This is a genomic window from Pleurocapsa sp. PCC 7319 (assembly GCF_000332195.1).
Lineage (GTDB): Bacteria > Cyanobacteriota > Cyanobacteriia > Cyanobacteriales > Xenococcaceae > Waterburya.
The window spans coordinates 47,047-68,031 of the sequence record NZ_KB235920.1 but is presented as its reverse complement, the minus strand read 5'-3'; the positions used below and the strand labels follow the sequence as shown (position 1 = coordinate 68,031).

General features: G+C 39.9%; 14 protein-coding genes. All 14 read right to left on the bottom strand.

Features of this window, described 5'->3' with window-relative positions; genetic code table 11:
• Positions 1-4: 4 nt before the first annotated feature.
• Complete coding sequence (locus tag PLEUR7319_RS0104005; protein WP_019503913.1) at positions 5-6,151, bottom strand: DUF4157 domain-containing protein; 6,147 nt, start codon at positions 6,149-6,151, stop codon at positions 5-7.
• A gap of 49 nt (positions 6,152-6,200) precedes the next feature.
• Complete coding sequence (locus PLEUR7319_RS0104000; RefSeq protein ID WP_019503912.1) at positions 6,201-7,574, bottom strand: hypothetical protein; 1,374 nt, start codon at positions 7,572-7,574, stop codon at positions 6,201-6,203.
• 106 nt (positions 7,575-7,680) lie between these two features.
• Positions 7,681-9,606, bottom strand: coding sequence for a phage tail protein (locus PLEUR7319_RS0103995; RefSeq protein WP_019503911.1), 1,926 nt, complete (start codon positions 9,604-9,606; stop codon positions 7,681-7,683).
• Between the two features lie 148 nt (positions 9,607-9,754).
• Positions 9,755-12,292, bottom strand: coding sequence for a putative baseplate assembly protein (locus PLEUR7319_RS0103990; protein WP_019503910.1), 2,538 nt, complete (start codon positions 12,290-12,292; stop codon positions 9,755-9,757).
• Positions 12,293-12,513: 221 nt separating this feature from the next.
• Complete coding sequence (locus tag PLEUR7319_RS0103985; RefSeq protein WP_036798636.1) at positions 12,514-15,324, bottom strand: putative baseplate assembly protein; 2,811 nt, start codon at positions 15,322-15,324, stop codon at positions 12,514-12,516.
• Positions 15,325-15,442: 118 nt separating this feature from the next.
• Positions 15,443-15,838: a GPW/gp25 family protein gene (locus PLEUR7319_RS0103980; protein ID WP_019503908.1), complete on the bottom strand. Its 396-nt coding sequence runs from the start codon at positions 15,836-15,838 to the stop codon at positions 15,443-15,445.
• Positions 15,839-16,003: 165 nt separating this feature from the next.
• Positions 16,004-16,315, bottom strand: a complete 312-nt coding sequence (locus PLEUR7319_RS0103975) for a phage baseplate assembly protein V (protein ID WP_019503907.1) — start codon at positions 16,313-16,315, stop codon at positions 16,004-16,006.
• The gene (locus tag PLEUR7319_RS0103970; protein WP_019503906.1) at positions 16,312-17,442 is read right to left on the bottom strand and encodes a phage late control D family protein; all 1,131 of its coding nucleotides are present in this window, start codon (positions 17,440-17,442) and stop codon (positions 16,312-16,314) included. Before PLEUR7319_RS0103970 ends, PLEUR7319_RS0103975 begins: the two co-directional genes overlap by 4 nt.
• Positions 17,443-17,446: 4 nt before the next feature.
• Positions 17,447-18,076, bottom strand: a complete 630-nt coding sequence (locus PLEUR7319_RS0103965; protein ID WP_019503905.1) for a LysM peptidoglycan-binding domain-containing protein — start codon at positions 18,074-18,076, stop codon at positions 17,447-17,449.
• Position 18,077: 1 nt separating this feature from the next.
• Positions 18,078-19,370, bottom strand: a complete 1,293-nt coding sequence (locus PLEUR7319_RS0103960) for a hypothetical protein (protein WP_019503904.1) — start codon at positions 19,368-19,370, stop codon at positions 18,078-18,080.
• A gap of 5 nt (positions 19,371-19,375) precedes the next feature.
• Positions 19,376-19,792, bottom strand: coding sequence for a phage tail protein (locus PLEUR7319_RS0103955; protein ID WP_019503903.1), 417 nt, complete (start codon positions 19,790-19,792; stop codon positions 19,376-19,378).
• A gap of 226 nt (positions 19,793-20,018) precedes the next feature.
• Complete coding sequence (locus tag PLEUR7319_RS43365; protein ID WP_371265364.1) at positions 20,019-20,141, bottom strand: DUF6760 family protein; 123 nt, start codon at positions 20,139-20,141, stop codon at positions 20,019-20,021.
• A gap of 26 nt (positions 20,142-20,167) precedes the next feature.
• Positions 20,168-20,548 (bottom strand): hypothetical protein, encoded by a 381-nt coding sequence (locus PLEUR7319_RS0103950; RefSeq protein ID WP_019503902.1) that lies wholly within the window; start codon positions 20,546-20,548, stop codon positions 20,168-20,170.
• Entirely contained in the window at positions 20,548-20,985 is a 438-nt protein-coding gene (locus PLEUR7319_RS0103945; protein ID WP_019503901.1) for a phage tail protein, read from the bottom strand. The genes PLEUR7319_RS0103950 and PLEUR7319_RS0103945 overlap by 1 nt, the downstream gene beginning before the upstream one ends.

The window sequence follows — 20,985 nt, the reverse complement described above, 5'->3', positions numbered from 1 at the left end:
TTTACTAAAGTTTCCAGTTTTCTTTGTTAACATATTTTTTAGTCATTTCCGTCAAAGCTTCCCAAATAGTCACAGAATGTTGTTTCAATAGCTCAAAGCCACCGCTCATTAAACTAGTACTTTTCTCATCTTTGTTAGCACTAGGACGTGCCCAAGTAGGTGTTCTTAATCCAGTTTCATCAAGTAACTTAGTATAAGCTGCTTGCTTATCTTTCTGATTGTGTTCCCTCTGTTTAGCATGTTCAGATACATTACCTTCTGAGGATTCGATAACTCCTTCTTTTTTCATGTTTTCTATCAAGCTAGGTGCTACAGCAGGAAAGTATTCATCCAGCAGACCAATCATATGACCAAACTCATGGGCTGCGGTATTACGGCTCCAATTCTTTTTGTAATCTTGCTTGATAGTATCTGGATCATCTTTAGGCTTAATTTTTGCCTCGTCAGGAGATATAGAAGTTGAAGTTTTTATATATTTAATATCATTATTGACACCATTATTTTTAAGTGTATTTTTGATAGTATCAAAGCGTTCTTTAACAGGCGAATCTGATTGAGCAAATTCAACAATTAAAGGGTGCAAGTCGGCAAGGTAACTGTCTTTGCGGAGTTCAGAAAGACTTTTAGCGGTTATAATTAATCGAGATTCTGATTCTTTAAAAAGTTCATTTTTCCCTGTCTTAAACTTAAAATTATCAAGATTAGACAACCGCTTACTTAGTCGTTCTCTATCACGCTCATAAGCTGGAATAATATTTGTCGTGTATTCCTGCTCAACAAGATGAGGGTTTTTAATCTTATCTTGAGTGTCAAATTCTTGAAACATACCCGTTATCTTAGATGCTTCTACACCTGAAGCTCCTCCTGCACGCATACGAGGGTTTTTTCCTTTCTCCATAAAGGCTTTTGTTACATCGATTTTCCAGTCAGCCTTACTTTCTTTTACTTGCTTAATATTAAACTTGGGCTTTACAACAATGTCATCAAAGCCTGGTTTGTTACAAGTAATGTGATTGATTTTGCTCCACTTTGATAGAACTGCTTCTTCAAAGCTCTTACCCCACTCCTGTTTGCCTTTTTTTGTCCACTTCGTTTCTTGGGGATTAATTGCTACTTTGGTATAAGCATCGCTATCCTTAAAATTAAAATGAACTTTTATTGTAATTTTCAACTTCCCGGTTTTGGGATTGTAATCTGCATCAAATTTCCCATTTCCAGTAGAAGGTGTCCAATTTCTTAATTGAAATTTTTCTCTATTAAATTTTTGACGTTCATCAAGCCTAAACCAAGTTTTTATCGTCTCCCCTACAGGATTAATTTCAACTTGTACATAGTAGCCTTTGTTCTTATCCTTTAATAGTTTCGCTGATTTGAGTCGATACTTAGATTTAATATTTGGCAGTTTTGCTTTAACAATCTCAGGTGTTGCTTCTGGTTTCTTCATAACCTGCTCGGCTTCGGCTACAGCTTTACGAAGGTCATTTTGCTTCTCCTGCATGGTTCGCTTATCAGATTTGCCGTCTTTAGTTTCCTTATCCTTGTTGTCCTTACGTTGTTCACTCCTAGTCCTCTCATCAGGCTTATCTTTGCCTTTGTGCCTATCCTTACCAAACTTATCCTTCTCTGTTCGTCTCTTCTCGTCATACTTATTCCTGCTAGTATCTTTCTTATCACCAGCCCCACGGCTTGTAACATCCCCCTTATGCTTCGGCGACTCTACAGCACCGTCCCGTTTTTGACCGAACTTACTATCCTTAACCTTATTACCAACTTTTCTCGCAGCTTTAGCACCCTGTTCAATTACCCAATCAATAGCTTTTTCAATTGTTGCGCGCACCTTCTCAATAATTTCTTGCACCTTATCGGCAAGACCGCCCAAGCCCAAGAGATTAGCCAAAAGTTCAATCACCAATGGTATGGATTTTGCTAAAGCCTCTTCAACTTTCTTCGCTGCTTCACCAATTGCCCCCTTAACAATCGCTTCAACCGAATCGAGAACCGCGTTAATTAAATCGATAATCTCTTTAGCACGCTCGATAAAGAACTTGATAATTTGGAAAATTGCCTTACAAGCCTTAATGAATCCTGCTCCTGGGACAAATATGCTGATAATCCACTCTATTCCCGCTTTAATAACCGTTTCGATTAAGAAATCCTGGATTTGGTCGAATACCATTGCTTTGATGTCGCCAACTTTATCTTGAACTACCTCCCACAACCCAATTATTCCTTGAGTAGATAAGATGTTGAGTACATCTATACCTGCGTCTGCCTGGTTATTATTTTCCATGCTGCGGTTATCCGCCGTGGATTGCTCGGAGGAGGGAGCATTGGCAGTCTTATCCTGTTCTGCGTTGCCAGTTTTTTGGGTTTGTTCGGTTTTGTTTTGGCTTCCCGATTTATTGCTTCCCTTTGTCTGTCCAGATTTTTGTGGAGATGGACTAGATCGATCCTGCTCTCCCCCTTCTGCTCGTTCCATTACCCGTTCTTCAATTGTTTCGGGGGTGAAACCTAAAAGCTGTACCACCAAGCTAAAGATACCTGGTAGATCGAAGGTTTCTGGCATTTCGATACCCGCGCTTGCCATAGTACCAGTCAGCCAGCTAATTAGTCCCTGCTGGAGATGTTTCTGTATATTCGTGATAAAGTTTGCAAATCCTTGTGTAAGACCTTCAATTAAATTGCCCAAGAAACCAATCGGGTCTAGGAGAATTTGTCCAACCACATGAGCGACTCGCGCTAAAACTTGCATCAGCAGTTGAAACATTTCGAGAATTTGTCCAACTACATCTATAATGAACTCGATCGCTTTTTGAAGCAGACCCTTATTAGCCTCCTTCATTTCTTCGATGCGAGCATCAACAGCATCGAGATTTTCCTGATACTTATTCGCTAATGTATTAATTAGCTCATCTTGTTTATTATTAACGCTTTGCTCTAACTCGTCGAATTTGCCTTCTACCTCTGTTGCTGCTTCCTGACCCACAGCTTTTAAGTCATCGGGTAGTTGGTCAACATAGTTCTGGACTTCTTTTTTACCATTATTAATTTCTGTCTTGGCTGCTGTCAGCCCTTCGCTCATAATCTGAACTACATTATCGATAACTCCATCCATGCGATCGATGAAAAGATCCCGACCTTCTTCATAAAAGACATTTACTTCATCTGGCAATCCAAATACCGCGTCTCCAATTCGTTCGTCCCAATTCCAGAACTCCCACCATTCCCCATATCGCTCCTCCTTATATTTTTCCATGCGATCGCCAACATAATCCTCAAAGGCTTTTTTAGCCTCATTCGCTCCCTCATCAAATGCTTGTATGACTTTGGTATCTAAATCACTGAGGATAGTCTCAACTTCGGTTTTGGTATCTTCGTAAATTTGATTAATGTCATTCGCAATTTTAGCCCGTGCTTCCTCGTCCTTACCCTTAGTTCCTTCCTGTTGTTGTCTCACTCCATCGAACTGTTGGGTACGCACATCTTGCATTCCCTGACTCTTTTCTTTCGCTGTAGCTACAGCCGTTGCTTCCGCCTTTGCGATTAGGTCTTGCTCGGAACGGCGATATTTAGGAGGTGCTTGTTCTGCGTGGGTTTGGGCTTCTTGCTTGGAGTCGAGTGCTGCTTGGAATTCTGGTTCGTTGGATTTCTGTAATTGCTCCTCGGTAACATTATTTTCAGCTAATTGCTGGTCAAGTTTTTGACTATCTTCTTGGAGGGGAGCTTCTACTTCACTTTCTCCCTTGGGCTTAGGTGCAGCCTTTTGAGCATTGGTATCTTTAGGAGCTTTTTCTGAGTCTTGTTGTGGTAGTGCTTCTACTGGTTTTGGCTCGATTCCGCTAGTGTCAGGGGTTTCCTCGGTCTTCTCTTCCAACTGACCTTGAGAAGCATCTTTTTCCTGTTTGACGTTATCGTTTAACTCACCCTTAACCGAATCCAATTGGTTATTATTCTTAAAATCTTCAGCTTCTTCCAAGGTTTTGGGAGTTATATCAGCAATACGCTCCATCAGTTTTTCTTTTAAAGCACCCGCATCAAATTCAGGGGTTTCAGCCTGTTGCATCTCCTCAACTTGGTTAGCTTGAGCCTTACTTTCTACTTCATTAGTAGGAGGTTCTGCTGCTGCTTGGGCTTCATCTGCTTTTTCTGTTCCTGGTGGGTGTTCTTGCTGTTGGGTGGCTAATTCTTGAGTGGCATTAACAACTTCTTGGAATGCCGGATCGTCTTCTGAAGAAGTGGGAGCTTTTTCATCCTTACTATCTTTACTATCTCTAGTTTCAGATGTTGCTTGGGGATTAGAACCCGATTCGTCTGATGCTGCTGGTGGTTGATTGGGCGTACCGCTATCGGCTGGAGGCTGGTTGGCTTCAGGGTTACTATCTGCTGGCGGTTGAGGCTGTTCTGCTGTACCTGCGTCAGCTTTTTGCTCTGGTTGGCTGGGTTCTGGTTGCTGCTCTAGATCGGTTTTTTCATCTGGGTTTTCCTTACGCTGAATTTTTGGTTGAGATACAGAAGATGGAGCAGAAGATATTTTTGTTTGTATTTGATTGTCTGCTGCCTGGTTGACATCTGATTTTGCCTGAACTGCACCACCACTTTGCTGGACAACATGAGTTAATTCATGAGCGAGTAATTGTTGTCCTTGTTTGCTGCTAGGATCGTAAGCTCCCTGGCGGAAGAAAATATCCTGTTCTGTGGTAAAAGCACGAGCTTGAATAGATTGATTGAGGCGATCGGATTGAGTGTCTGTGTGTATTCTGACATCACTAAAGTCAGCACCAAATCCTTGCTCTAACTTTCCGCGAACCTTATCGCTAATAGGTTGTCCTCTTCCTTTTTCTTTCTGTACCGAGGATTCTAAATCTGCTGGAGCAACCTTTTTACTCCGAGATTTTGTTGCCGACTTCATTTGGACGAGGAGTTTATTTTCTTGTTCGTCCTGATTTTTAGCTTGTGACTGTTTTTCCTGAGCCATTAATTGCTGTTTTTTAGCATTGGACTGAGGTTTAGTTTGAACAGTTCTCTCCTCTTTATCCTCAGAAGTTGTCTCCTGAGGTTCGGGTTTAGTCTGAGCAGTTTTATCCTCCTCTTGCTCCATGTCAGAGTTCATTTCCTGACGTTGAAGAGAGGTAATTTCAGGTTTAGTTTGAGCAGTTTTCTCTTCCTCTTCTTGTGACTCCTCTTGAGGTTCGGATTTAGTCTGAGCAGTTTTATCCTCCTCTTGCTCCATGTCAGAGTTCATTTCCTGACGTTGAAGAGAAGTAATTTCTGGCTTGGTTTGGGCAGTTTGCTCTTCCTCTTCTTGTGACTCCTCTTGAGGTTCGGATTTAGTCTGAGCAGTTTTATCCTCCTCTTGCTCCATGTCAGAGTTCACTTCTTGACGTTGAAGAGAAGTAATTTCTGGCTTGGTTTGAGCAGTTTGCTCTTCCTCTTCTTGTGACTCCTCTTGAGGTTCGGATTTAGTCTGAGCAGTTTTATCCTCCTCTTGCTCCATGTCAGAGTTCATTTCCTGACGTTGAAGGGAACTAATTTCTGGCTTGGTTTGAGCAGTTTTCTCTTCCTCTTCTTTTGACTCCTCCTGTTGTTCGGATTTAGTCTGAGCAGTTTTATCCTCCTCCTGCTCCATATCAGAGTTCATTGCCTGACGTTGAAGAGAGGTAATCTCTGGTTTAGTTTGGGCAGTTTTCTCTTCCTCCTTATTCTTCTGCGGAGACATTTCCTGATGCTGAATTTTGTCCCGATCATCCCCAGTAGCAGGTTCATTCATACGCTGCACTACATTATCCGCTACCCGATCCGCCTCTTGTTCGTATTTATCCCCTGCTGGATTAACCGTTAACTTTGCCTGAACTACAGGCTTCTGAGTTGGCGATGCTTTTGTTTCTCCACCATTAGGCTGTGTTAACTGCATCACCTGATTCACATAATTATTGCCATATTTTTGCTGTAGCAGTAACAATAATTGCTGCTTAGAAGCTTGCTGATTTGCTGGGGCGCGCTTTAAAACAGCAGCGTGTTCTTTGGGATTAGGAGTATTGCCCATCCGCAAGACTTGCTGTAATAGTGGATTACTTTTAGCGGGACTCGATCTATCTTTTTTCGGAGTTGATGGAGACTTTTTATTGGCGGTTTTGAGTTTTGCTGCGTGCATGGCTTTGAGTTGGGAATTCGGAATGAGGAGTTCGGAGTTAAAAAACGGCTTAAACTAAGAAATATTTACCATTAGTGCCGTTGTTGCGTCGAATTAGTTCGTTATCCATTAATTGAGTTAGTTCTTCCTGTAAAATAGAACGTTCGACATCTAATTCTCTACCGATTAAGCCAATGCCCATTCCTTCGGGGTTATTGGCTAGAAGCTCTAAAATTCTGTCTTTTAAAGAAGGTTCTTTTACCCCTGCCATAACCCAGTAAACTACTTCTACCTGCTTAAGATTGAGTTCGCTGAGATTGCGATCGCAACCATGAATTTCAAAGGTTTTATTGTAGGGTTGGGGTACATATGCCACATAGCTACGGGGTAGTTCGGGATGAGAACCAAAGGCAAAACGCAGCCCATCCCCATCTTGCTCTCCTAAAGTGGGAGTGAAAACAGGGGGAATAGTGGCAGGAAGTTGGGGAGCTAAAATTACCGTGAAGGGTTCTTTTTCTGCTAGTTCGTCGATCCGAACGGTAACGGGTTGGAGAGTACCTGGGGGTAAATTTTCCTCTGTGGTCAACTCTAGGACTCTTTTCCCTGTAAACATCTTATTATGCGATCGCTCTGTCTCAGATGCTAGGGTAAAGTCAAATCCTTTGGGTTCTTCGGTGGGAGTGATTTTGATACTTTCATCGGAGGAAGTAAAGCTATTAGCATCGATTTGAGGAAGATCGATCGCCTGTTGAGTCAGATCGTAAACTCGCTCTAAAAGATCGTACAGCATGGGGTTGCTGCGGAGGATAGGGCGTACTTTTTGAGTTTCTTCCTCGTTGAGAACGGGTTTATTGTCAGTAATATCTACGACTGCTAAGGGTATGTGTTCGTATTTATTATGAGAACCAGTTTTTAAAGAGCGATCGTAATATTCTCGTACCAGTTGGTCTAGAGATTCTAAAGATTCTAAAGTTAAGTCTGACTTGGATTCTAATTCTGGAGGTGCTTCCGAACTCAAGAAAAGATGAAAACTTTCCAAAACTCGATTATAGCGATCGCCTGATTCTTCAGAAGTACCATTAGCTATGTCTGCAATGGGTTCGCGATCGTGTTCTTGATATTCAATATAAATATATTGCGTCTCGGAAGATTTAATTTCCAATGGTTCGGATATAGTTTTACCGACGACAATTTCTCTGCCATTGCGATCTAAAGCTACCCCTGGAGTGAGGGTAACGCTTAAAACATCTGGTTCTGTTTGTTGATCTAATTCAATTTCTAAACCACAAACAATACCTTCCCCTAAAATCAAGCGATTAATCAGGTGGTTCTTTTCAATGCCATATTTTTGTTCGAGTTCAAAGTCGCGAACCGTTAGCAGTTTGCTGTAAAAATATTTGTTGCGCTCGAAAGATGATATCGAGTATCCATTACTATTTTTCATGATGATTGCTTCCTCTGTTGGTTATTGATTATTGGGGGTCGGGTGTTGGGTTTTGGGTTTTGGGTTGTAAATTTTAATTGGTTTTAATCGATTTAACCCCTATCCCCTAATTAATTACCGTGTCTAATTCCAATCTCGCTCGCCTACCGACCTGCCCATATTCCTCTGGATCGGTTAGAATGCTATCTTGAGAAATTACTGCACCGCGATCGAGACGCAAAGCAGGATCGAGAATGCGAGAGTTGACTCCTAGATAGCTTTGCCGATTTAAAGCAGTCCAAGGTGGTAAGACTTTAAGAACGGCTTCTGTATGGGCGGGTTTTTCGGCTTCGATTTGGCGTTGTATGCTTTGCAGTCCTTTGTTATCGAGATCGGCAGGAGCGAGTAAAACCCAAAAACGGAAAGGGTTATTCTGGTTTGATTCTTCGCGATCTGTCTGTTGAAATGACTCGACGATTAAAGGAGGAGAACCCGTTAAAATTTCCACCGTAGCAGCAATACCTTCTCTCGTACCGCGCTGACGGTAAAGGTAAGGGGCTTTTTGAATTAGTTGACGCAGTTGGCTATCCGTCCAATTTTCATCTACAGCGATCGCCATCCAGCTAGCCAGCCAGGGTAAGAAGTTCGAGGGAACTACTTCAGCATCAAAATAACGTCCGACCTGATCGATCTGCGTTTCTATGTTATTAAAATAGGTTTCAAAAATAGAGAGAAAACGTTCGAGAAAATCGCGACTGGTTTCGTCTTCTTGATAGACAGCAGGTAAATAGCGCAGATAAGAAAGACGAGGAAAATATACCCTCAAGCTTCTAATTGTCGGCGTGTGCCAATCGTTGCCGATTAATTCTATTTTTAAATAAAGATAACGCCCTGTTGCTTCCCTGAATAGAGCATCTTGGGGATTAATTATCGGTTCTGACCAAGAACGATCGCTAGTTAATTCATCGCTACTGGCATAATAAACTTTTATTTGAGTATTATCTGGAATCTCGGCATCTAAAACAATTTTGTGCCAACATTGTCCCAATTTGGTGCTGTCGAGAACTTGAGAAGTGAATTCTCCTCTAGGTAGTTTTTGCAACGGAGTTCGTAAAAATTGCTTTTCTCCCTGTAAAATTCTGATTTCTTGTCGTTGGGAATTGAAAACAACTAAATGATTTGTCGAATCTAAAATAAGTTTAGTCACCACACCCCGATATCCCATAATTGGTTGGGTGGTTTTTTCCGATGGGTCGAGACGAAAAATAAATCGTTCTTCCTCTTCTGCTATATTTCGGTTACGGCGATCGCCAATATAGAGATTCTCGTTAGAATCTATAGTTAATCCAGAAGGTTGTATACCTCTAGAAATTAGTTCTTCTAAACCAATAATGGCGCAGGTATAGGCATGATCGTTATCGGGCTTGAACTTTACTATCGCTTCAGCAGTCAGAACGTAGAGATTGCCATTAGAAGCGATCGCCATTGCTTGAGGGTCGCTTAGGTTGTCTCTGGTGAATTCCGTTGTCGGTATTTGTTGTCCCGCAGCATTGTACTTAACAATTAACTGTTCGCCAATATTTAATAAAACATATAAGTTCCCTTCGCGATCTGCCACCATTGCGACTGGTTTAAGCCCAACAGGAAGCGTCACTATCCAGCGTACTTGCCAATTATCTCTTTGAGCAAAGGCATAAATACGAGTTTGATTTGAGGGGCTAAATTCATCGGCAACGTAGACAGTTGCAGGACTATAGGCGATATAGGTAGGACGTTGAACTAAATCTTGCAGAAGATCGATTGATTCGTAATAGTTTTGCCGCGAATCAAACAGGACGATTCGCCGATTTTGGGCATCGAGTAAATAAACTTGGGTCAAGTCGCCTACGGCAAAGTCCACAATTGGAAAGCGATTGAGCAGATGCTGGGGGACAAACTGCAAACCAGATTTGATTCGTATTCCTTTATCATCAACAGTCAGATTGCTTGGTTCACCTAGTTCCCAATCTGCTTTGGTATTTAAAACTAAAAATTTGAATTCTGGTGATTTCATTTTGGATTAGGGGTTGGGGGTTAGGTGGTAGGGGTTAGGTGGTAGGGGTTAGGTGGTAGGGGTTAGGTGGTAGGGGTTAGGTGGTAGGGGTTAGGTGGTAGGGGTTAGATCGATGAATACTTAACACTCAGCACCCAAAACCCAAAACCTAAACCTCGATCTCTATTTGGTGTTTTGTTGAATAAACAAGGCTGTGGGTTACAAGAGGGATATTGCCAGCGCGATCGACTTTAATTTTTTGGCTAGGATTGACAACTATTAGTTTTAAGTTTTCAACGCAATCTACTGCTTCGGTGCTGTTGGCAATTGCTTGGTAAACTTCTGAACGATAAACAGTACGCCCAAAACTCCAGCCTTTGCCTTCATCTCCTCCAGTTAGGGGATTTAAAAATTGCTGAGTGAGGCAATGTTCTATTTTTTGGCGAGTTTGTTCGGGGTTATGTTCGGGATAAATACGCACTACCGCTTTAACACTTATCTCAACGAAATGAGGCTTAATGACTTCAATTTGAGTAGTAATTAATCTGTGTTTATTGAGATGTTGCCGAATAGCTTTTAAAAATCCTTCACTTGGCTCGGTTGGTATTGGAGTTTCGCTGTAAGGGACGATCGCAACTTTAATCAAGGAACTTGGTTCATCTTTGGAGGATACAATAGCTTTGGCTCTGGCAACGCGCAGCCCAGGGGTATTTATAGCTAATTGCTCTAGATCTTGTTCCGTAATGGCGCGATCGCTTGTCTTTAGTTCTTGTCTCATACGTCGTTTGGCTGTGGCTAGGGATTCATGGCTAGTTCCTCCAGTAGCTGCGCGATCGTTGTTAATGGTGATGAATTCTTTACCTAATAAGCCAGATACGGGATTGTAAATTGTGTTGATCGCATTGGCTTCTATATTTCCTCTTTCTCCTCGAACAAGCTGACAAGAAATAACGCGAATGTTGTCTTGGTTGTCTGGGGGGGGAATTTTGCCATTAACTCCATCGCCAAAACAAATTTCACCCTTTTGAGCTTCTAAAATGTAATGGTTATCTTGCGACCCGGAAGCATCAAAATCATTAACCCGAATCCAATCTCGCCAGTAGTATTCGTTATCTATTTTCTCTTTAACTTGAATTTTGAATGTTGTAGTAACAATGGGAAATTGTTTGAGGGAGAAAGTTTGATAGGGTAAGCCATTACTGTGGAACGATCTCTGAAAATTGTCTGATTCGGCAACAGAAACTACTCGAACGTTATCTTTTTCTCTAGGGGGAATGTCTTCTCTGAAGGTAATAGGGATAAATTCTGAATTTTCTGTCTTATCTAACTCATAGTCGTACCAATCTTGCCAATATTCGATTTTTATAAGTTCTTGTATTTCCGTTTCGTCTAACTCATGACCTAATTTAGCTCTCCAGTCTTCATAGGACATTTTTACTTGCAGAATATTGTCGCCTTTTAAAACTAAATAAGAAGAGGGAAATGTTTGTCTGCGATCGCCATTACTAGAATGGGTTATGATTTCTGCTAGAGTATTGACCCCAGATGCAGAAATCGTATTTAGCGCAATCGAATTGATTTTGGGCGGTAGTTCGTATTCAGAGCGTTCTACTGTAACTCGCAGCCAGTATAATTGTTCGGCAAAAGGGAAGATGTTTCTCACTTTCAGATCGAGAGGAACACGAAACCAAACCCGTCCGCTTTGATACAGCATCTGGGTTTCATCTCGCTCTATTTCTAGCGATCGCCAATACCCAGCCGTACTGTAATATTCCCACCGCAAAACAACCGAGGGGACAAAATCAACAGGTTCTTCTCGATGTTTGCCTTTAGGTACTGGATAATTTTCAAACAGGTTAAAAGTTAAAGGAATTTTTTGATTAATGGAAAATGGTTGAGCGTAGATAAATAGCTTGTCTTCTTCTTCGCTGGCAAAGAAATAAATAGATTCCCTTATGCCCGAACCAGTAATTTTAACTTGTTGATGTGATCGATCTAAATCTAAAGTTAACTCCTGATCGCCATAGATAATTAAAATAGTTTTACCTTCATCAATTTTATAAATATTGCGATTGCCTAGATTTTTAACCCAATTAATATCTAAATACCGATCTAAATATTGTTTCAGTCGCTCGGTATCTGCGTTTTCTTCACAGCTTGCTACTTTATCCCAGTCAAAAAGATAAATAGGCTCCAACCCCAAAGATAAAGAACTACCCACCTCGGCATCTTCACCGAAAGCAGAGAAACACAGTCCTTTCGTGCGATCGCTATCAAGGTTTTCTTTAAGTCCTGTGGCAGAAGAACGAATAATCTGATCTATTTGGGTGGAAACGAGTGAAATAGAAGTGTCTGTCTCAAAAACCATCTCTTCTTGAGTAACGAGCTTTGTTCTCTGGGGAACTATAACTGGTGTCAACATCTGCCGCTCAACAAAGTAAAAAGTGACATCAGTGCTAGCTGGACGAGCATCTTGGAGTTTTATACCCAAAAGTTTCAGGAATTTGAGGTAATTTTCATCTCTAACGCGATCGAGATAGTAACGCTGGAGTTCGGTCAGCCAAGCAAACAATTCGATGAAGGTAATACCAGGATCGTGGATATTGTAATCCGTCCATTCAGGAGCATAACGGGGAATTAATTTCCGCGCCTCTGCTACTAATTCTTCAAATGTTTGGTTATCTAGTTGGGGGAGTGGGAGGGTCATGGGATTAGGTGTTAGGTGTTAGGTGTTAGGTGTTAGGTGTTGGGGATGAGGGGGTGGAAAATAGAGAAAATCATTGAGAAGAGAAATGGAAATAAAATCCTATAGAGATCAGTAGGTAGATTGTTATCCGCTTTAATTCGCGCTTTAGAGAACAGAAATTAAATTTTTCCCTATCACCCACCCCCTAACCCCTGACCCCTCTTCCTCGTTATTAACTGTGTTTACCAGGTCGAAGTTACTTTAATTTGATGTTCGCCAGTAGAAACTAAGGCGTAGTCAGGGACGGTAATTGCTCTGTTATTGGCAGAAACTAGAGAAAGAGAATCAACGCGATCGACACCAGGAATTGACTCTAACAAGGCGTAAAAATCTGATTTACAGGGCGATCGCCCGAATGCCCAGCCCCGACCTCGATCTCCTCCCGTCAGAGGATGAAGAAAGGCATCTAGTCTTTGTTTTGCCATTAGTTCCACCTCTGGAACTAGATCGAAAGCGATCGCGATAATCTGAGTTTTTATGGCAATCTCGACATATACTGGACTCCTGACATCAAGCCGTTTGGGGACTGTGACGAGATTCGTCGTTCGCTGTTGCAGATATGTTTTAACTCGTTGTTTTAGTTGTAGAGAAGGATAGGGTTTAGTTTCTTTGCTGTTGGGAACAATTACGATACTCACCCAACCTAACTCTGGTTGTCCTTGATTATTAATATTAGGCAGACACTTAACTTTGGCAACACTGCGATCTGCTTGTTGGCTGAGTCTTTCAAAATCAGATGTAGTTACGGCACGGTGGCGATGTTTTAAAAATTGCGTACCTCTTTTTAAAGCCCGCTCGATTAATTCACTATCTATGCCTCCTTTGGCGGGTTCGGGATTGGTAATGCGATCAATATAGGCAATAGAAGTGTTTAAGCGATTAATTTGTCCGCGAGGGACATTTCCCTGTTTGCCACCACCCACTCGATAAGTAACCTGAATATTATTGAATCCTGTTGGGGGAATCATGGCATTTTTACCGTCGCCAAAAGTAATTTTTCCCAGAAAGCGATCAATTTCATAATGGCGATGCCCGAGTCCTTCGGATCTCGATCCCGCTTGACGGGACTTGCTTCGCAAACGGCTAGCTGTGCAATCGCTTGTAGTTGAATCTAATAAATCAGCTACAGGTTGCCATTTAACCCAAAATTCGGTGACGTTTCCGAGTTTGTTTTTAATTTCCTTAGTTTTAAGTTGCTGCGATCGAGCTAATAGTTGCTCTCTATCTTTTACAGTTAGAGCAGCAAACTCATTAACCCAGACTTCTTCTGAAAGTACGGGATATCTGTATAAAGTAAAAGTTTGGTCTGCTTTACCGTTACTAGAGCCAACAGTTTCTCGTTCGATTGTTTCTATCTGACTCGCCCAGGTAGTATTAAGATAAATACCTCTAAATATAGGATTGGGGAGTGAACTAGACTGCTTTTCTGGGTAGACAATTCTTATCCAGTAAAGGGATTGATTAAACAGCGAGACTCTAGCAAAATCCGACGAACCAATAAGTTCTACCGTTCCACTTTGAGCCAAACTATTGGTTTCATCTCGTAAATTTAATTTAGTCCATTCCCTTTTGGCTTTTTGTTTTCGGTAATATGACCAATTTAAACGCGGTCTATTCTTTTGGCGATCGCTTTCTCTTGCTAAGGAAAAGAAAAGACTAATTAATCCTTTAGACAGAGGAGCATCAAACCCTAAATAAATAGTTTGGTATTCATCTTCTAAAGATTGGAAAGGTTGAAAAGACATACCAGTTTTGTTTTCATATTGCAGATTGTTGTAGATCAAGCAATAATCTAGTGAACTAGCTGTTGTCTCGACTTCTGGTGAAGGGTCTACTGTCACTTCAATATTGTCTATTTGAATATCTGTTAAATCGCTAATTAGTTGTAGATTCGTGTCTAAAGAGCGGGCGACGCTAGTGCAACGAATCCAAAAACTATCAATGTTATTAATCTTTGTGGGTTTGGTTTGGCGATCGCCATTCTTCTCTAGAATTAGCCTGTTAGACGCGATCGCAACATTATCAAAAGGATACCATCTTAAAGTTTTAGTTGCTCGATCTTCTCCCCAATATTGCCAACTAACTAGGTTAGTATCTGCTAGTTGCGTTAAAGAATCCTCTGGCTGAATTTCAAGGGTTAAGCGTGCATTACCTGTAAGGTTAAAAAGAGTTGAATGTCCTAAATACAGACTGTGTTCCTGTTGGTTTTTACCTGTAAATAGCTCAAAATTGACAACTTTTTCAACTACAGTATTATCTACTAAGTAGTTAGCAGTTAGCCGATCTTGGAGTTTAATCTGGCGATCTTTAACTTCGTCTATTTCTAGGTACTCATAATATAGATCGTTGCCGATTTTGAGTATGTCACCAGCTTCAGTTTCTGAGGCATCTTCCAAAAATAAGCGAGTGTCATTCAATTTGCCATCTTCAATCAATTGAGTCACTACAGGAGTTGATTCTCCCGTCAAAAAGCCAGGTGGTGCGGGGAAGATACTATCTATTTTAGGGTTAACACTATAAGCAGTAACTAATTTTCCTGGAGTAACTGAAATACTTTTTTCTGTTTCAAATACAATCGGCTCATTTTTGGTCGTACTTCTTTCTGTTTCAAATACAATTGACTCGTTTTTTATCGTATTTCTTTCAGCAGATACCTTAGTTCTAGCTAGAACTAAAATGTTTTCCTTTGTTCCTTCACTCAAAGAAAAAGATACTGGAACTCTAGCAGGTTGTGCGGGCAAAAGTTTTACCCCCAACAAATTTAAAAAAGCAATAAAATTTTTCTCAGGCACTTGGTTAAGTTGCTCTATCGTACCTGCAACCATACGGGCGAATATATTTAACAAAGCCGAACCAGAATTCCTATCCTGAGAAACCTGCCATTCTGGAGTATAGAAAGGAATTAATTGTTTAATTTCTGACACGAGAGTCGAAAAATCTCTTGCGTCAATTTTTGGCGGTGATAAGGATTTATTTCTGTGATGAGTTTTCATTTTTCTAAATAATTGGGTTTTAGGTGTTGGGTTTTAGGTGTTAGGTGCTGGGTGTTGGGTGTCGGGTGCTGGGTTGTAATCGATTTAATCCTTAATCCCTAATCCCTATCCCCTAATTTCATCCTCCTTGAAGATAAAACGGATAAACTAAATTAAATTCGTTATTGGTGGTGCGAACTCGATAGTTTATTTCAATATCTAGCTTTCCTAAAGTGTCTTGAATCGGCAAAACGTTAACTTCATTCAAATCAATTCTGGGTTCCCAACGGATTAAAGATTCACGCACGCTCGACTCAATTAATCCCATCGTTGTCATACTCATAGTTGCAAAGACAAAGTTATGAATACCACAACCAAAATCGGGTTGCATCACTCGCTCGCCTTTGACAGTAGCTAAAATAATCCAGATTGATTCTCGAATATCCTCTTCATACTCAGACATCACTATTTTTCCCGTGATACTATCTATTTTTATGGGAAATTTCCAACCTATTCCTAAAAATTCTTTAGACATCTTTTCTATGTTTCTTAAACTCTGAAAGCCATTTTGAAAATAATTAAAAAACTGTTTCTAAATACAATATTGAGGCAAAATATGAGCAAAAAAGACAAGAAAATAGATCTAACAAAATCTCTATTTTATACTCATTACTCATTCTCATTACTTACTACTTACTACTTACATTTCTGTATCTTTTAAATTCGGATAAATTAAACCAAGTATAAAAGGATATTCAAAATTACCTTGCTCGAATGCCACTAATACAACATCGTGAACTTCAAACAGAGGCTCGATACCTTTATTAGCAATAATAATGCGCGCCCAAATTTCATCATTATTTCCTCCCTGTTTTCTCCATTGAAATTTGACTTTTACTTTTCCATTACTTAGCTCCGAGATATTTGTCACTGTTGCTAGAGCTACTCCTGGAATTGAAGCTCCATTAGTATTATCTTGAGATTGAATTAAAGAATTATATAAATTGTTCATGATAATGATGTTATTGTTGTTGTTACTTCAATTTCGTCTTCATTGGGAACTCGTTTGACATTAAAAGTTGTTTTATAGCCAGAGTTGCTAATACTATGATTGGTTTGTTCGATGTAATAAGTATTGCTAAATTGACTTCCCAAACCTATTAATTCAATATTTGTTCCAGCTATAATGTCGGGAATGCCGAGAGATTCTCCGCTACCTTTAAGAATATCTTCGTGTTTTTTTAATAGAATAGATTGTGCCAACTTTTTGGCGTGTTCTTCCGATTTTAAAGGTTGCTTTACTTGTTCCTTTAAGAGTTGTTCGGTTGTTTGTCTTCCTTGGCTAGCACGTTTAGCTTTATTGATAAATATTTTGGCAATTTCATCATTAAATATTTGTGCTGTGGCGACAATATTTTTCTTTTTCTCGGTATTTTGTCCTATCACTTCTATAGTAAAGACACGCTCAGCAATATTAAAATCTGGACTAAAACTCACAAGACTTTTTTGCCATTCTAAAGTTACGATTGCTGCCGATCTATATTGAGGCTTGCGGAAATATAATGTTTTGTTGAAAACAAAAAACTCATAATAATTTCTTTCAGCTAATCTATTCAAAAATTCAAAATCATTTTCTTTTTCTTGTTTGACAATTTGCTCGTGTTGTGAACCGGTATCATCAATATTTTCTGTTAATTGATATTCTTGAGCTATATTTCGTATAACTTCGCTATCTTTTTTATCGTTCCAAGAACGAGGTTTTTTTTCCTTCATCATCCGATAAGAAAGATCGAAACCACTAACTTCTACTTGAGGAGAACCGCCACTAGGAAAATCAATCTTCACGGCAGTGATTATGCCCAACATAATAGTTTTAGTTTGACTGCCATAGCCAAATTTAATTTCAACTTCGGCATCAAAAGAAAAAACACTTTCAACAAAGGATTGTAGTTCTCGATTAATCGGATCGAAGGCATTAAAAACAGTAAAAGAAAAAGTATCAGCACCATCCAAAGTATTGTCAACATTGACATTTGTTACCTCTACTCCTGACTGAAGAATATTCTGTCCTTCGATCGAGATTTCAAAAGTTGGAGCGTATAAATCTTGATATTTTTTCTCTAAGGCTACAATATCCATAATGTCAGTTTAAAACTGGGACAATAAGTTCTTTACCTACTGCTAAAATACGAGGATTATCAATATTATTAGCGTTAGCTATTGGTCGCCACAAACTGGAATCTTCATACTCTTTATTGGCTACCATCCAAAGAGAATCTCCTTGTTTGATAGTTACTCTTTTCGTGCGATCGCTTGATTCTTTTCTTACTCCTTGTAACTGTTCCGTTAGGGTTTTATATTCTTTAAAAGTGACACTGAGAGTTGCTCTAACGGGAATTCCTGATTCTAAAAACAGGGTGAATTTTTGATTGACTTGTTCTAAAGTTGCTTTGAAATCGAGCGAACCCCAATGAAATTGACAAATTGGCGGAGCGTGGAGGGCTGGATCGATATCTAGTAAAGAAGTTATTTGTCTGGTATATTTTCTAACATCTTCTCCTTGTTCGTAGGAATCGAAAAACAAGTCCATAGTTAGAGTTTGAGTATTACCACTGACAAACTGAGTAGCAGGGGTTGCTGTTCCAGGTACGGCAGTACGTTGAAACTGATTGCTGGTTTCCAGAGAATATTCAGTTGGGTTAAATAAAACCCCTATATTTTTGCCACCGAATTTGCCATTAATAGGCTGAATAAATGCTTTTTCTAGAGCCATTTTATAAAATACCTCTTCTTTGCCTTTCTATTTTTAGTTTTCGCTCTATTACTTGAAATACCCGATCTGCAAGATTATTAACATCAATACTGGAAGGGTCGAAATTTGTTGATTTTGATTGTTTCCAGCTTTTTGGTCTTTTTTCTTGACCGATCTGAGGTGTCGTAGTTACTGGAAAGTTATCTTGTTTTTGTCGATTGTGACTATAAACAAGTGAAGGTGAGACTAGAAAACTGGGAGACTGAGAAATTGATTTATAGCCAGAATTTTTAAAATTAGTATTTACTAATTCTCTTTTTAATTTGGAAGAGAAAAGGGTATCTTTATAATAAGTTTCGCTGTTAGTTTTTACGACTGTACGATCTACTTGTTGTTTAAAATTCTCAGTATTAGAACTAAGTTGCTTAAATCTTTTAGTTTGTTTGCTAGCAGATTCTAAGGGCAAGTTATGAGAGAAACTAAAGGCTATTTTTTCCTCAGTAGCAAGTGGTTTTAGAGTAGGATTAAAATCACTTTTTCTCGATAAACCAAACTTAGATTTAAATTCAGATACATTCCATTTTATAGTTACTGCCTCAATCAATTTCGATGTTTTAGTTTTGGTTACTACAAGAGAAAAATCCGATGTTTCATTTTGATCGCGATTATTGTCGTCTATTACCTCTTTGATGCTGTCGCTAATAGCTGTATTTATAGGGCGATCGCCAAAGTTAGATGAAACAATAGAATCAAACTGGATCGACTCCGAATTCTGTTTTGGAACAATAAAATTAGTTAATGATCGCCTTGGAATTTTTGGACTTGATACAGACTTATGCTGTGGCAGAATTAAAAAGTTTGAACTTTCAGATCTATTTACTGGTTGGATATTAATTTTTCTTGGGCTAACATTTCTAGACTGTTGGAGGAAGTTATTTACTAAAGTTTGAATAGACTTTGTATTGATAAATAACTGAATCTTAGTAACTAAGTTATCTCCCAAGTAATTATTGGCGATCGCTGTTGACCCAGTTAGAGAATGACCAAACAGATTGAAATCGATCTTTAGCAAATTGGCAACAGGAAAAAGATTTACTAGCTGATTGTTTAATATCTGAATTAGATTACAAACAATAGTTTCGGAATTTCTCTGTCGCAACCAACTTAAAACAAGCGAAGAAAACTTGCCTAGTTGGAAACCACCATATTTACTGGCAATTTTTTGACTTAAAGAATTCCCATATATATAATGCGATCGCTGAATTTGTTGTCCAAATTTCCCAAATTGAGAAATATATGGTTGAATACATCTCATGGTTATCAAGCCTGGTATAAACCGTTATGAGCCAACTCTAGGGTTTCCACCGCTACAGCATTGCTATCTCCTTTCAAATCGGGTCCAATCCATTTGACTGGATAAGCCTCGGCAAAATTCCACCGCCACTTTTCGCTACCACTAGAGTCGAGTAAAATTATCGAACCGTTTTGCCGTTGAATTTGTCCCGCAATTACCCGTTGATGCCACTGCCAAAGTTCAGTTGAGTCTGTAATTCCCCGCTTCAGAACCAGATTGGGATATTTAGTGACCTTAGGTAACTTATGGACAAAATTATTACGCCCTCCTTCTTGATAGTCTTCTGTTTCAGTTTCCGCCTGTAGTCCAGAAACCTCTGAAAAACTACCAACTACTAAACCTCGAATTTCAATAGAAAAATTAAAAGCTGTATAGGGAGACATGGGAATACTTGGTGATAAATGTTGGGTTTTAGGTGTTGGGTGCTGGGTGTTGGGTTTTAGGTGTTGGGTGCTGGGTGCTGGGTGCTGGGTGCTGGGTGTTGGGTGCTGGGTGTTGGGTGTTAAGTATTCATCGATCTAACCCCTAATCCCTAATCCCTAACCCCTATCCCCTAATCCCTAACCCCTAATCCCTAACCCCTAATCCCTAACTCCTGCTACCTAAGAATTACTGAGCTGGATTACTATTCAATTGACGATTAATCTTAGAAATTTCCTCACACCACATTCGGCGATCGCGATGTTCAAGGTTCATAATTTCGTCCTGCGACCAAGGGAAATGGTAAGCAATAAAGGCTACCTCCTCATAGATTTGTTCTAAGGGGTAGCCTGGGATACTTCCCCCGAGGCGATCGCCTCCACTTCATGTTCTTGTCCACATTTAGGACAAACTGTTTTAATATTGGGCGTACCATCTTCGTTGATGTGACGATAGAAGTCTTGTAAAAAAGCCAAGTCCGCAGCAAATAGTCCTTCAATTACTTTAGGATTGATTTGCTCTATACTTCCCAAACGGGTAATTACTCGCGAGAAAATAATCACAATTAAGTAGCCAGGATTAGACGTACAACGGGGGTCTTTTAAAGGAGCGATTTCATCATAGGCAGTTGCCAAACGCATCACGCCTTCTCGATGTAGATTCCCTTCAGAGTCCACATAGCCACGGGGTAAAGTAAAAGTAAATTCTGTTTGTAGCATTAGCCTTTAGCCACCCCCTCGTGAGCAATTTCTAAAGTTTCAATCGCCACTTCATTACCCGTAGCATTGAAGCTAGTACCAGTCCATTTAGTGGGCCAAGCTTCGCGAAAATTCCAGCGTTTCTTTTCCTGTCCCAAATCGTCTAACAAAACAATTGAGCCATTTTTACGTTCCACCTGACCCGATACAGCTTTAGTGCGCCATTGCCAAAGTTCTTCGTCATCGGTAACGCCATATTTGAGAGAAATATTGGAATACTTAACCAAGCCAGGCAATTTACGAACGGTGAGATATTTATCGTTGCCTTCACGATATTCAATCGGATCTTGAGCAGAATCTAGCCCCGAACACTCCCGAAAACCAGCGCGAGTAATACCGTCAATTTCGACTAAAAAATTATATGCACGATATGGATCTTTCCGAATTCCAACTACCAT